General features: G+C 54.7%; 9 protein-coding genes. All 9 read right to left on the bottom strand.

The window, feature by feature from the left end; genetic code table 11:
* Window positions 1-3 precede the first annotated feature (3 nt).
* Window positions 4-1,503: a sugar ABC transporter ATP-binding protein gene (locus BN8_RS01715; RefSeq protein ID WP_009280044.1), complete on the bottom strand. Its 1,500-nt coding sequence runs from the start codon at window positions 1,501-1,503 to the stop codon at window positions 4-6.
* A 149-nt stretch (window positions 1,504-1,652) separates the two neighbouring features.
* Entirely contained in the window at window positions 1,653-2,825 is a 1,173-nt protein-coding gene (locus tag BN8_RS01710) for a Gfo/Idh/MocA family protein (protein WP_009280043.1), read from the bottom strand.
* Window positions 2,826-2,941: 116 nt separating this feature from the next.
* On the bottom strand, window positions 2,942-4,003 hold the full coding sequence (locus tag BN8_RS01705; RefSeq protein ID WP_009280042.1) for a sugar phosphate isomerase/epimerase family protein: 1,062 nt from the start codon (window positions 4,001-4,003) through the stop codon (window positions 2,942-2,944).
* A gap of 120 nt (window positions 4,004-4,123) precedes the next feature.
* A complete protein-coding gene (locus BN8_RS01700) occupies window positions 4,124-5,347 on the bottom strand; it encodes a class I mannose-6-phosphate isomerase (protein WP_009280040.1) in 1,224 nt (407 codons plus the stop codon).
* Between the two features lie 65 nt (window positions 5,348-5,412).
* On the bottom strand, window positions 5,413-6,486 hold the full coding sequence (locus BN8_RS01695; protein WP_009280039.1) for an aldose 1-epimerase family protein: 1,074 nt from the start codon (window positions 6,484-6,486) through the stop codon (window positions 5,413-5,415).
* Between the two features lie 54 nt (window positions 6,487-6,540).
* Window positions 6,541-7,323: a 3-keto-disaccharide hydrolase gene (locus BN8_RS01690; protein ID WP_009280038.1), complete on the bottom strand. Its 783-nt coding sequence runs from the start codon at window positions 7,321-7,323 to the stop codon at window positions 6,541-6,543.
* A gap of 117 nt (window positions 7,324-7,440) precedes the next feature.
* Window positions 7,441-10,149: a c-type cytochrome gene (locus tag BN8_RS01685; RefSeq protein WP_040005364.1), complete on the bottom strand. Its 2,709-nt coding sequence runs from the start codon at window positions 10,147-10,149 to the stop codon at window positions 7,441-7,443.
* Window positions 10,150-10,345: 196 nt separating this feature from the next.
* Entirely contained in the window at window positions 10,346-11,881 is a 1,536-nt protein-coding gene (locus BN8_RS01680) for a RagB/SusD family nutrient uptake outer membrane protein (RefSeq protein WP_009280036.1), read from the bottom strand.
* A 39-nt stretch (window positions 11,882-11,920) separates the two neighbouring features.
* Entirely contained in the window at window positions 11,921-15,115 is a 3,195-nt protein-coding gene (locus BN8_RS01675) for a SusC/RagA family TonB-linked outer membrane protein (protein ID WP_009280035.1), read from the bottom strand.
* Window positions 15,116-15,258 lie beyond the last annotated feature (143 nt).

The raw sequence follows: 15,258 nt of genomic DNA, 5'->3' as shown, positions 1-15,258 counted from the left end.
GGTTTAGTACTGCATGGCGTAGGCCATAATGGTTTCCTGCGTCGCTTCTTCTTTAGAAAGCATTGCAGCTTGTTTTCCTTTAGTCAACACCAGTATCCGGTCGCTCAGCCCGAGTATTTCCGGTAACTCCGACGAGATCATAATGATAGCGATACCGCTGGCTTTCAACTGATTGATGAGTTTATAGATTTCGGCTTTAGCGCCGATGTCAATACCACGAGTCGGTTCGTCGAGAATGATTACATCCGGCGACGCCAGCAATACCTTCCCGATGACCACTTTCTGCTGGTTACCACCGCTCAGATACAGTACGTGCTGGTCAGGGCTCGCCGTTTTTATGCGTAGATCAGCGATCATTTTCGTGGCGACATCAGTCTCGCTTTTCTCCTGAAGCAGCCCGCCTTTCGTATGATTCGGCAGGCTTGCCAGCGTAATGTTCTGCTTTACGGACAAGCGCGGCACAAAGCCCCACCCTTTCCGATCTTCGCTAACATAGCCAATGCCGTACTGAATGGCATCCTGTGGTGACCGGATCACAACCGGCTGCCCTTTGATCCGAATTTCACCGCTGGAAATACGATCAAGACCGAAGATGGCGCGGGCAACCTCGGTCCGGCCCGCCCCCATCAGCCCGGCAATGCCCAGCACCTCGCCTTCGTGCACCGAAAAACTTACGTCCGAGAATGCGCCTGTCCGGCTGATCCGACGAACGGAAAGTACTTCGTTCCCTTTGCGAATACTCGACTCGGGAAACAGGCTGCCAAGCTCCCGCCCGACCATCATGGCGATCAACCGATCAATATCCAGGTCAGCGGCTGGACGTGTGCCGATGTACTGGCCATCGCGCAGGACGGTGATGGTGTCGGCGATGGTGAATATCTCGTCCATTTTGTGCGAGATGTAAATGATTGCCACGCCTTTCTGCTTCAGATCCCGGATGATGCCAAACAACGTAGCGACTTCTTTATCCGACAGCGCCGACGTTGGCTCATCCATGATAATCACCCTGGCATCGTTGGAAATGGCCTTGGCAATCTCCACCATCTGCATCTCAGCCACGCTCAGGTACTTCATGCGCGTATCCGGACGAATGCTGATGCCCATCTGGTCGAGGAGTTGCTTAGCCTGCTGGTTCAGGTGGTTGTCATTCAGCCAGCCGAACAAACTTCCCGTTGTTTCGCGCCCCAGGAAGATATTTTGCGCCACGGTCAGTTCCGGTACCGCCATAATCTCCTGGTGAATCATAGCGATGCCACGCTTCATGGCCTCGTTGACATCTCCATTTTTCAACTCATGCCCATCCAGTAAGATCTCTCCCGAATCGGCGGTCAGCAACCCGATCAGGATTTTCATCAGGGTCGATTTGCCCGCACCATTCTCCCCCATCAGGGCATGAACCTCGCCCTGGCGCACGGTCAGCTCCACATTATCAAGCGCCTTGACGCCTGAGAACGTTTTGGTTAAGCCACGGATGGTGAGTACATAGTCCCGGTCGAATGGCATAAGTAGCGTAAAATTCAGAAGTGCCAGCCATTCACATGGCTGGCACTAACCTGTTAGTAATCAAGTTATCGAAAATACATGAAGCTACTTTTGTCATGCTTCCTTCCGCTCCGGCGTACCGGTCAGCATGACTAAAATCAAGAAACCACTTACGCTTCCTGACTGACTGTTGCGCCTATGCCCGTTTCTTTCCAGCTTCTCGAAGCGGCCGATTCCAGCACAGCTTCGCACACTTTCTGGGTTTCGAGCGCGTCCTGGAAGGTTGGTGAGCAAGGTTCGCCCGTTTCCAGGCTCTTCAGGAAGTCGGCTACCTGGTGAATGAAACTGTGCTCGTAGCCAATGCCCAGCCCCGGCACCCACCACTTGTTCATATACGGCTGATCTCCGTCCGTGACGTGGATGGACCGCCAGCCGCGCACAATTCCCTCATCGCGATGGTCGAAATACTCCAGCCGGTTCAGGTCGTGCAGGTCCCAGCGGATCGACGCGTGCTCGCCGTTGATTTCAAAGGTGTAGAGCGCTTTGTGGCCCCGGGCATAGCGCGTCGACTCGAACAAGCCCAGCGAACCGTTCTCAAAGTGACAGTGGAAGATACAGGCATCATCGATACCAACCGGCTGTACCTTACCCGTCACCGCGTGCATCCGTTCTTTCACGAATGTTTCGGTTACGGCCGATACGTCGGTGATACTGCCGTTCAGCCACATGGCCGTGTCGATGCAATGGGCCAGCAAATCGCCCGTTACGCCCGAACCGGCCGCTTCAACGTCCATCCGCCAGGTACCGGTACCGCCCTGCGGCACATCGGCGCTGATGGTCCAGTCCTGAAGGAAGTTAGCCCGGTAGTGAAAAATCTTGCCCAGCTTACCAGAATCGATGATCTGTTTGGCCAGCGTAACGGCCGGCAAACGCCGGTAGTTGTACCAGACGGTATTGGCCACACCCGCCTTGTCAATGGCATCGACCATCTGCTGCGCTTCGGCTACGGTGCGGGCCAGCGGCTTCTCGCACAGCACCATCTTACCGGCTTCCGCTGCGGCAATCGCAATTTCGGCGTGTGAATCGTTGGGGGTACAGATGTCGACCGCGTCAATATCGTCGCGGGCAATCAGTGCTTTCCAGTCGGTTTCAATGGATTCGTAGCCCCATTGATCGGCGAAGGCCTGCACCTTCTCGGGGTTCCGTGAGCAAACGGCTTTCAGGACAGGCTTATATTGCAGTTCGGGGAAGAAATGACTGACCTGGCTGTAGCCGTTGGAATGCGTCCGGCCCATGAAGCCCGTGCCTATAATTCCGATTCGCAAGTCTTTCTTGGTTGACATGTTATGTGGGAAGAGTAAGGGGTTAAGTGTTTTAGTATTTAATGCCGTGTTGCAATGTGCTTGATGTGCTGTCGGGTACTCATACCCGACAGCACATCAATAGCAAGCACTTCAGACTACACAGTGCCAACGGCTACCTGCTCCGGTTCGTACCAGCCGTGCTGCTGACGTACCTTAATCATGGTGGCCAGAATGTCGTTCCAGGTCTGTTGATTGGTCATAACCGCATTCGGGAACATGCAGCCATCCCAGCAAATGTGCCTGAATGCTTTCGTCAACTCCCCGTTTTCATCCCGTAGCCACAGGCCCGCATCCGTTACGATGTCGAGCTTGCCGTTAGGGTCCGTAGCCTGGCAGTGGCGACCGGTTTTGTCGTGCGAGCCGGACCCAAATACGGTGCCGTCGTTCTGAGCCACGTGAAAATCGATGGTCCACGGACGCAGGGCCCGCGTCAGAGTTTTGAGCGCTTCCGTAAACGTAGCGCGGTCGTTCCAGTCGAAGTTTTCGGGCAAAATTCGGTCTTCCGGGTGGTTATAGCCCATCAGATACAGCAGGGTGTGCGCCATATCTGCCTGGAACCCCATGTTCGGACGGTCCACAGCCTCCAGCGTTTCGACCATCACCCGCCAGCTATGCATACCGCCCCAGCAGATTTCGCCCTCGGCGGCTAAACGCTCGCCAAAGTCAGCGGCTACGTCGCAGGCTTGCCGGAACGTTTCGACGATCAGTTTGGAGTTACCTACCGGGTCTTTCTCCCATTCCTGCGGAGAACTGGCCGAGTCGATGCGAATTACGCCGTACGGCCGAACACCCAGTTCGCGGAGCTTCTGGCCAATCTCGCACGATTTGCGAACCATTTCGACGAACGTAGCCCGGTCTTCCTTTGAGCCCAGAATGGGACCACCCCAGATGGGAGCTACCATACTGCCGATGTTAAGGTTCTTCGAGGCAACCTTATCGGCCAGGCGCTTGATGTCATCATCCGTCATGGTTTCGACATCGAAGTGGGGAGGCATCAGCCCAATATCAACACCGTCGAATTTTATCCCGTCTACTTCAGCGGCAGCGGTCATGTTCAGCATGTCATCAAACGAAATAGGCGGCTCCGAATTTTCGCCTTTTCCTACGAGCCCCGGCCAGGTAGCGTTGTGAAGTTTGGGGAAATTGTTGTCGTTCATGGGAGGTTTATGGTTTTAAGGTTCATGATTTGTAGTTTGTGGTTTGACGTTTGTAGTTGCTGCCGCTCCCTTGTGTTTGCGGCAGCAACCACAAACCGCCCGGCGGCCCGGCACATACTTTTATAGAACTAGGTCCGGATTGCCCGGCCCGAAGTGTTTGAGCATCACGATGGGGTCGGTAGTCGACGGGTTGGTGATCGTAACACCTTCCATAGCAGCCTGCTCACTGACGAAAAACTCATCGTTGGTCAACTGACCGTAGCGGATAAGAGCGGGTGTTTCAATGTCCCACACGCCCATTTTACCGTGTCCCTGCATCATGATCAGGCCGTAGGCAGCACTGTCTTTAATAGTTACCGTTTGTCCGGGGAGGACAGTCAACTCTTTAGCGCTGAACGCGTCGGATTTGTAGCAAACCCATTTTTCAACGTACCCTTCGGCTTCCATCTCGGCCAGATCTTTCACCGGCACTGGTACCATGTATCGGTTCGCCATCATGTTCGGGTCGGTGTTCAGTTCCCAGTCAATGGCGTCCATCAGCAGGTCATAATCGCCGATGCGATCTTTCGGCGTACCGTTCCAGAGTAGTTCTTCAGGAACAATGGCCTCGTTGACCAGCGACTGATACATGGCAAAAATATCGGACGCTTTCTGCGGCTCGTACGTGCACATACTACCCGGTGCGTGGAGCAGTCCCGGCGGAACGTCCCAGCCCGTACCCGGCTCAAGCCGATACGCCGACGAGTAGTTGGTGATTTTGTTGTCGCCTTTGGTGAAATTCATCAGGCACTCGCGGATTTGTTCTTTCGACGTACCGGGTGCGATGCCGAAGAACGTGTACGGGTAGTCTCCACCGTGGTTATTCAGTTGAGGAGGAAAATAATACGCTTCGGGTTTGCCCAACTGGCCGGTCAGGGCGGCCTGTTCGTCATTATGATGCACATGGTGCGGCAGCGGCCCCATGTTATCGAAAAACTTGGAATACATCGGCCAGCTTTGGTATTGATTCCATAGCCGTTCGCCAATCAACGCGCTCTGCAATTCATCAATAGCATCCTTCAGTAGGAACTGAACTTCTTTGCCTCCGTTGTTGAAGACGACCATACTCAGTCCCTCGTTCTCGCCGGTTAACGGACCATTTTTAGCGGGCGTGGTCGACGACAGCCAGCGTTCATCAATGCCACCGCGCACGCCACCGAGTACGTAGTAATCGTCGGGGTGCAGTTTGATACGTCGGCCGGGTACGCAGAACGACCGGGGAACCCAGGTTGGGGCTAGCCGTAGAATACCTTTACCTTGCTCTAACGCTTTTTCTGCCAAGCTAACGTTCGTCGTCGTTTCCATTAAGGGCTCGTGTTTGTGGTTTGTGGTTTGTAGTTAGGCGTTCTCAACTACAGACCACAAACAGTTTACAGATTTACTGATTGCTGTTTGGTAAATTGGTTGATCTGTGCCTGATTTTGCAGTACGTCAATATCCAGATCGTAGCTTCTACGTTCGCCCGGTTCCAGAAAAATAAGCGACTGCTCTTCGCGGGCTTTGGCCTGTCCGATGGGTGGGTGGGTACCAGGCTCAACGCCCGTTACGTACTCGCCCCTGCCCCAGTGCTGCCAGTTGGTAAGCCACGGCAACTGCTCTTTCTGAAACCGCAGAGCCACCGCAAAGCCAAGTTTTTCATTGTACAGGCCGGCCGAGCATTGTCCGCTATCATCGGGGGTAGGATCAATAAACGCGACGGCTTCTCCCGTACCGCTATGCGCATCGAGCGGAGCCGGACACGTCCGGAAGTCGTTGCCCTCCCGAAACATATCGCCGTTGATACCACCCGGCCGCGCCTGCCACTCGCCCTGCCAGATAAGTTTCGCCCCTTCGTCGGCCAGCGGCCAGCCAAAGTTGACGTGGTACAGCAGCATATGCGGAGCAGGCGTATTGGCCCGGTTCGTTACCTCGTCGTGAATTCGGATGACGGGTTGCCCAAGCGTTCCCGAAATGGTACGTTTCAACACCAGACTCGGGCCGAACACCGTCGTTTCGTGCATGCGACCTGTGATGCTGAACGCCAACTGGCCACTGGCTGGGTCCGGCTGAACGATGGATTCGATTTCCGCCGGGATGTTGCTGATGTAGCCGTGTAATCCGCGTTCGCCGTATTGGTCCTGTTCGGGACCACCCACGTGCGACAGACCACAGGTTGTCAGCAGGCCTCCACCAAACGTCCGCAGCCAGTTAATACCCCGTTCGGTAAACGGTTGAGGGGCCGTAACGCCCGAATGACTGAGCCAAGCCAGACTATGCTGGTTGTAGAATGCTTCGGCAATATCCATAGCCCGGTCAAGCACCACTTTGTAGCGCAGGCCCGTACCGGTGTTGATCCAGGCAATCCGGACGCCCCGCCCTGCGCCGTTGTCCAGCACGGCCGTTTCAATGCCTCCCAGTTGAGCCGGGTTCGATACTTTGTCTTTCCAGGGGTACTGTGCCAACATTCAAATAAGCTTAAGCGCCAGCTCCCTTTACAGAGAACTCAGGCGTTCTATAAATTATAATTGCTTCAACATCAGGTTCCGGTACTGCACTTTCATGGGCGGCCCTACGTGTACCTGAACGCCCAGCAGCCCTTTGGCCCGGCCGTTGACGGTATCTTCGTCTACAACCTCGCTCATCAGCACCCCGTTGATGTAGTGCTGCAGGCGATTGCCCTTCACGATCAGGCGGAACGTATTCCAGTCCTCACTTTTTATTAAAGTCTTCAGGGAGTCGGAGTTACCCAACGATCCTGTCACAGCACGGCCGGTCCACGCATTACTTTTCACATTGGCCCTAACCCCTTCCAGAGTAGCCGGACCATCGTAGGCGTTGATTTTCGCTTTCTCTCCCCGGTAGGCTAAGGTAGTGCGCCGACGCTCTTCATAATTCTGGCCGGTGTAGCGGTTTTTGCCGTCGATATCGGCCTGGTAGCCCCGGAGCGCAAACGGTACGTCGGTCAGTTGTTCGCTGCGGTAGTTGATGCCGGAATTGCCCGCTTCGGTGATGTTGAATTCGCCTTTGAACTCAAAATCTGCGGGCTCCCCACCCCGCCAGATAATGAATGAGTTGGCCTTCAGGAGTGTTGTAGGAGTGATCTCCCCGACCAGATTACCGTTTTCGACCCGCCAGTACGTCGGATCGCCATCCCACCCCTTCAACGATTTACCGTCGAATATCCGGACAAAGCCATCCTTATCTTTTTTGCCCTGAGCCAGGCTGATAACATCAAAACTAGTTATCAGGATGATTAGTAGTAATCCTGCTTTGGTGAGCATAAAGGGTCTTTTTACAACCATACTACGTGAGATGATGAGTGTTTGTGTTGCTGTGGTGTCAAATTCTGGTGTGTATTGCAGTGCTGCTGTGGTGTCAGGTACGTATACCTGACACCACAGCAGCACTGCAATACTGCCTTATCTGCCCTTTGACCCACCGTCTGGTGCCTTATACACCTCATGACTTTGATTACCTCCCGATTTCAGATATGCCATTAGATCTCTCAGCTCATCGGGGTTCAGGCTGTTGATCAGCCCCGGCAGCATAATCGACACGGTTGAGTACTTTTTCGACACGACATCTTTTTTAGAAATCTTCCGAAGCTGATCCGGTGCAAAGGGGTTCTGTGAAATTGAATAATTGACCTTGTCTTCGCCTACCAGCCGACCCAGCACCGACTGCCCGTTTTTCAGCGTAAAAATGGTAGAGGCATACTGATCCGAAACGGCCTTGTCGGGATGAATAATGGCCTCCAGCATGTCTTTGTTCGAGAAGCGCGTACCCAGTTGCGTCAGATCCGGGCCAATGTCTCCGCCTTCGCCCCGCATCGTGTGGCAGCGGCTGCACAGCACGGCCGAGTAGATTTTCTTACCCCGGTCAAAATCCCGAGCCCGCGCTCCACTGTCGACCACGGCTACTGCATTCTCGAGCTTCCAGGGGCGGCCCGGTCCTTTGGGCGTGTAATCCAGGGCCAGATCATTTCCGGATTTAGTCAACAAATCCCCACCCGATAACTTGTCGTACCGGGCTAACTGCTCTTTAGGTACATGAGCCAGGGCCAGTTTGCGGGCTTTGTCGATGAAGCCGATGTAGCTACGGCCTCCCTGGTATTTGAAAGCGTTGGCGAACCAGGTAAAGTATTTATTCCGGAGTTCGGGCGTCCAGCCACTTTCCTGACGGCTCAGCATAACCGCATAGAACGTCTGCTGAAGGGGTGGTACCTTCTCCAGCATCTTGGCGATGTCCAGACCGTACTGCGGGTTGCGCAAAATCAGATCCGACGATGCCGTAGCGGTTTCCAGCCCGAGATCCCGACTGCCCGGTTCGTCTTTCAGGTCCATCAGTGCCAGCGTTTTCGACACCACGCCCGGCGCTTCGAGGTAAATCAATACCCGGCTCAGCCCCCGGTTCATCAACGCGGTTTTAGCCGGGTAGCGTGGATTCAGGTAAGCAATCACCTTCTCTTTATCGGCCGGATCGGGCATACCCATGCGCGTAAATACCAGTTCAAACGCCCGGACCAGATCAAACTGCTGCGCTTCGGACAACGAACTCATGTTGATTTTCAACAACGCGTTCAGCAGCTTACTCTTCATAGCCGCATCTCCATGTCGCGCCAGTGCAATGATCCCCTGCGTTGCCCGCTGCGGATCGGTTTCCGTCAATGCCTTGTCCTGCCACTGGCTTACGGGCTGATGCTCCACGGCCAGCCGGGCTGCGTACCGAACAAAGCGATCCGGGTGGTTCAGATTCGGCCAGGCTGCTGCCAGAGCCGCCGGATTCGGTTCGCCGTGGTATTGCTCCAGTTGGGCTCTGAGCTGGCGTTCTTTGGTAGGAGTCGGCGCTTTTGCCACAGCTTCGGTCGACTCGGAACCGTTATAATACACCCGATACAGATCCGATTCCAGCCGACGCCCCCCCGTCAGGAAGTACAGCGCTCCGTCCGGTCCGATGGCTCCATCCGTCAGCGGCAGCGGAGAGCCTGACACAAACTCCTCACGCTCGGCTTCATAGGAAGCGCCTTTCGGCTTTAAATGAATGGAATAGATAATACCAAAACTCCAGTCAAACGCGTACAGCGACTGACGGTATCTTTGCGGAAACCGTGCATTCTGGCCATAGAGCAGGTTGGTCGGCGAGCCTTGCCCGATATTCAGGACGGGAGGCAGGTTATCGGGGTTGGCCGGTAGCCATTTCCCATCGCCCGTACGCCAGCCAAATTCGCTGGCGCTGGTTGCGTGGCAAATACGCGTGGGCCGGTACCAGGGCAATCCAAAATCCCACTCCATGTCCGAATCATACGTGAACATGTCACCGACTTCATTGAAGGCAATGTCGAACGCATTTCGGAAGCCGGCACTAACCAGTTCCCAGCGTTTGCCCTCCGGATCGATATTGGCAATCCACCCTCCGGGCGCGTTGCGGTCGGCTGCGTGCCCACGCGGGTCGGTGATTTTAGGAAACAGATTATCATCCTGCCAGTTGGGGGGCAGTCGATACGCATCCAGTTTCGGAACGTCAGTATGGTTTCCACAGATAACATAAAGCGACTGCTTATCAGGCGACAAGACAATACTGTGCGGGCCGTGCTCACCCTCACCTTTCAGGGCTTTCAGCAGCGTCACTTTGTCGAACTGGTCATCGCCATCCGTATCCTGTAAGCGATACAGACCACTGCTCTTTTCAAAGTTTTTATTTTCCCGGTTGTTCACCATCACGTACAGGCTGTTGAATGCATACAACAGGCCTTGCGCGTAGCCCATGCCGACCTTCGAACTGGTGTCGCCGGGCTGCACGGCACCGATCCGGAGCTTTTCGACCTTTGGTGACCCGCCCGAACCGATCGGCGGCATTTCGAGCCGGTACAGGAACCCATACTGATCGGAGGTGATCATCCGGCCTTTGTCGTCAAACGCCATCGCCACCCACGACCCCTGTTTGCTGTCAGATGGGCTATAGAGATGTTCAGCTTTAAAACCGGGGAGCAGTTTTAGTTTATCCAGCCTGGGATTGTCGGGCGCGGATTTCGCCACTTCCGAACTCTGCATGCTGATCCAGGACGACCCGAGCAGCACAAGGGCAGAGACCACTAACCCGAGTTTAGTTTTATTAGTGGTAGAAAACATGGTGTTTTTCATAAAGGGTTACAGAATATCGTTGTCTGAAGCGTCAACTGCTGGGAGGCTCTACGTCGCCGTTTCATTCTTTACTAAGAGATCCCAACCGGGTTTAATCTACTGATTACTGTAATGAATCCCGGCGACATTCGCGCGTCAACAGTACGGTCCCGGGCATTTCTCCGAGTACACGGGACCGTAGTGATCAGAAATTCGGGGTCAGAGCCGCTTCAACGGCCGGCAACGGATAATACACCTCCAGGTTAGTGAATGCGTTCGGTGGGGGCACAGCACCGCTTGGGAAGTAATAATCCTGCGGGTTGGCCTTGATGCGGGCTCCGTAGGCGGTGATGATTTCATTGACCCGGCCGGTCCGCACCAGATCATACCAGCGCTTGTTTTCAAACGCCAGTTCAACGCGCCTTTCTTTAAAGATTGCCTCACGTATGCCGGCTTGCGAAGCAGCCGCAGCAGCCGCAGCAGCCGCCAGCCCGGCCCGGCTGCGCACCTGATTCAGGAACGGGACAGCCTCGACCGTTTTACCCTGCTCGTTCAGGGCTTCGGCCAGGAACAGCAGCACCTCAGCGTAACGATACACCGGCCAGTTCTGCCCCGTGTTGTTGTGCTGCGCGTGCGGCCGGGCGTACTTCTTGATGTACGGGTAGGTTTTGTTAGCCCGTAAGCTCTGGCTCAGCGTTACGCTGCCGATGGAAATATCCTTCCGCTTATCGCCGGGTTCGTAGGCCGCGATCATATCGGGCGTTGGCACGTTGTTATTTTCGCCGGAGATGGCCTGCGGATTCGACGTACCGGTAATGGGCCGTAATTCGTCGGCGGTGATCGGTGTCGGAATAAACCGGTAGATCTGGTTACCGTTCAGACCGGCAGCTCCCTCGATGTACTGTACCTCAAAAACCGACTCCCGATTATTCTTGTTACCCGTCGTAGTCGAGAACGCATCATTGTAGTCGGCCATCAGCGAGTACTCCCCGCTGGTGACGATCTCCCGGAGAAGGGTTTCGGCCTGAGGCCATTTCTTCTGAACCATGTACAGGTTGGCCAGCAGCATTCGGGCGGTCCCTGAGGTAGCCCGTCCCCCTTCCTGATCCTTCTTCAGCGGCAGCAGCTTAATCGCTTCCTGCATATCTTTCTCCACCTGCCCCTGCAATTCAGCCGCTTGTGCCAGGGGCTTGGCCGCGCCTTCGCGGTCGGCTACGGGGGTCAGGTGCAAGGGTGCTTTGCCGAACAACTGAGCCAGCTTGAAGTACGCAAACCCCCGGAGAAAATAGGCCTGTCCCTTCAGGTTATTCTTCGAATCGGTACTTTTCTGATCGGTCCCAAACGACACATTATCAATCAGGGCAAGCACCTGGTTGGCCCGCGCAATGATCTGGTAGTTCAGGCGGTACATGTTCAGCACAATCGTATTGGCGGTGAGCCCACCGGCATTCAATATGGCAAAGTCGGCCAGGTTCTGGGTATTATCCACCGCCCCGAACAGTACGTTTCGGGCGTAGTAGGTATTGTCGGAGTGCATCTCCTCCAGCGCCCAGGCCGCTTCGTTGTACATCGGCCGCAGCGGTACGTAAATAGCGTTCACCGCCTGCTGAAAGTCGGCTTCTTTGGTGAAGAAGGTAGCCGAACTCAACGCCGTCTGGGGCACCACGGTGAGAAACGTATCGTTGTTGCAACTCGTCACAGACAGGCCGATCAGACTTGCTAAAAGAATTTTCGTTTTCATTCTATAGTCGGGTAAGGATGAAAGACTGATTGCCGGAAATTAGAAATTCAGGTTAACACCAATGGTGTAGGTACGCGGAACCGGGTAGTTCGACAGGTCGACCCCCTGGCTCAGGTTACCGCCATCACCCTGACCGTCGCCCTGGGCGCTGGTCTCCGGGTTAGGACCACCCGTGTACTTCGTGAACACATAGACCTGCTGCGCCGAAGCGTACACGCGGGCCGAATTAAAGAATTTCTTCAGAGCGCCGAAGGTATAGCCCAGCGTGATGTTCCGGATGGTGAAGAACGAGGCATCCGCCACAAAAAGCGAGCTGGGCCAGTCGCGCTCGATACCAGTGAAGTTACCACCGCCGTTGGTGGCCCCAAACATACCCTTGCCCGGTGTGATCACGTTACCCCGGCTATCGACCCGGAAGCGGTCTTTTACGCCGGCAACCATGTTGAATACGCCATCCAGGTTAGCCGTACTGTACAGGTGACGCACCCACAACTGATTGCCGTAGGAGCCGGAACCCGTAATGGACATATCCCAGTTGCCGTACCGCAGGTCGTTCACAATCCCGTACGTGAACTTCGGGAACGGGTTTCCAATGATGGCCCGGTCGTCGGTATCACCGCCGAACGTAATTACGCCGTCGCCGTTCACGTCTCTCAGCTTGATCGTACCGACTGCCGAACGGCCGGGAATAACCGGCGAACTTCTCAGGTCCTCGGCGTTCATGTAGAAGCCATCCTTGACCAGCCCGTAAAACTGCCCAAAGGGTTGGCCTACCTGCGTGATGTGGAACAAACCATACACCCGGTCGATGCCGGGGGCCAGCGCTACCACCTGGTTCCGGTTGAACGAGATGTTGGCGTTGGTGTTCCACTTCAGCTTACCGGTGGTGTTGCGGGTATTCAGCGCAAACTCATGCCCCCAGAACTTGATCTCACCAATGTTGTCGTTGAAGTTCGTGAAGCCCGACTCCTGTGGCAATTGTACGGCATACAACAAGTTGGTGGTCCGCTTGGTATAGAAGTCGTACACAAAACTGATGCGGTCGTTCAGTAGACCCAGGTCGAGACCGAGGTCAAGCTGCCTAGTGGTCTCCCAGCCCAGGTTGGGGTTAGCAATGGAGGTGACCACCGCTCCCGGCGCAACTGTGCTGCCAAACGCTGCGTTCACCGTATTGTTTACCAGCGCGTACTGGGTGTAGTTACCGATGTTGTTGTTACCAATGATCCCGTAGCTGGCCCGCACTTTGGCAAACGAAACCGGGGTGAGCGTCTTCATGAAATTTTCATCGGAAAGCACCCAGCCCGCCGAAACCGACGGGAAGGTACCCCAGCGGTTGTTGGCCCCGAAGCGTGACGAACCATCGGTCCGGATAGCCGCCGTAAACAGGTATTTGCCCTTGTAGTTGTACGTCAGGCGCGAGAGGTATGATAAGAGGCTCCATTGGTTTATGGCATTGGTAGAACCCGCGCGGTTTATATTCAGACCGCCCTGAATTGTCGGTAACCGATCATCGGCGTAGGTATCGGCCTGAATTCGAGTGATGTCCTGACTAAACCGTTGCTGCGTAAAACCAGCGAGTAACTCGAAGTTGTGAACCTCGTTAAAGCTCCGGGTGTACGTAGCCAGGTTCTCGTTCAGCCAGGAAATGTCTTCCCGGTTCTGACGGATCGAAACGGCCAGTGTCGGAATGGGGACGTTGATCTGGTTGGTTGCCGTCGACGGATTGAAGAAGAAGAACCGCGAGTTCAGGTATTCGACGTTGATGGTCGACTTCAACGACAGCCCCGGAATCGGCGAGTACTGTACGTACGCGTTGGCGAGCAGGTTGGTATTCTTGGTCTCGTTGGTCAGCTCACTGGCGGCCCGTACCCAGTTCGGATATGAGAAAATGTTACCCGTGCTGCCGGGGAAGCGGTTGACTAATGTCAGATTGCCCTGGTCATCCCGGATCGGCATTACCGGCCAGGTATGGAGGGCGTTGAACAGAATACCCGTACCGCGGTCGCCGTCGGTTCGGGGTGTATTGTCAAATACATACGAAGGTGCTACGTTGAAACCAACCGTTATCTTATCCGACAGGTTATAGTTGGAGTTCATCCGCAGCGAATAGCGCTTATACTTGTTGTTGATAACTACGCCATCCTGGTTGAAGATACCGGCCACCAGAGACGTATTGGAGCGCTCGGTGTTACTGGATATTGTCAGGTTATAGCTCTGAATCGGAGCATCCCGCAGAACGGCACCATACCAGTCGTTGTTTTTGTCGGCCCAGCTTGCCGGGTTTTGGAACTCAACCGGCACCGCCTGACCCTGATCTTCGTAGTACTCCTTCTTAAATTGCGCAAATTCCTGGGCGTTCAGCATTTTGATACGGCCGCGTTCCGGAACGTGCTGCGTACCAGCGAAGGCGTTAAAGCTGATGTTTGTCTTTCCGCTTTTCCCTCTTTTGGTGGTAATCAGCACTACGCCGTTGGCCGCCCGCGACCCGTAGAGCGACGTCGAAGCTGCATCTTTCAGGATAGAAATGTCGTCGATCTCGTCGGGGTTTAACTGAGCAATGTTCCCCGTAATCGGAAAGCCATCGATTACATACAGCGGATCGCTGCCGGCCGTTACCGACACCTGCCCCCGAACCCGGATGTTGATACCCGCACCCGGCCGACCGGTGGTCTGGTTAATCTGGACCCCCGCCAGGCGGCCCTGTAGTTTCTGACCGACCTGCGACACGGGAATGTCTTTGATCTCCTGCGCACTCACGGTCTGTACAGCACCCGTCACTTCTTTTTTGACCTGACTACCGTAACCGACAACCACCACTTCATTCAGCGTCTGATCATCCGGAATCAGTCGGACGTTGAACGTTGTCTGCGTACCGACCACCGCTTCCTGGCGCCCATAGCCTACGAAGCTGAAGACTAGGGTTGCGTTGGTGTTAGGCACCGTAAGCCGGAAACTTCCCTGACTGTCCGTTGTTGTTCCCTGCGTTGTACCTTTCACCACCACGCTGACGCCCGGTAGTCCGTTTCCCTGCTCATCAGTTACTTTTCCAGATACAGGAATCTCAGCAGGCGCAGCACCGGTATTCAGCAATGGTTGCTTGAGTGCATTCCTGGCAACCGGTTGCCCACTCTGAAGTGCATAGGCAGGTTGCCTGTCACTATGCTGTCCATGAACAAAGCCTGTACAAAAGCCTGCCACCAGACAAATGGTAACAACTTGATAAATGCTTTTCATAGAATTAAGGTTAAGGGTTCGGGTAAATGAACTGTAAGCGTGCAACAGATAATAATGAGTCAAATATTATCACATCCAGGTACGCAACTTTCCTATACTCTCCTGCTTTTGTTATTATTTTTATATTTTTTTGTTTTCCGCTT

Origin of the sequence: Fibrisoma limi BUZ 3, from assembly GCF_000296815.2 — a bacterium.
Lineage (GTDB): Bacteria > Bacteroidota > Bacteroidia > Cytophagales > Spirosomataceae > Fibrisoma > Fibrisoma limi.
Note: the sequence above shows the minus strand (reverse complement) of the source record. Positions and strands in the feature narration are given on the sequence as shown.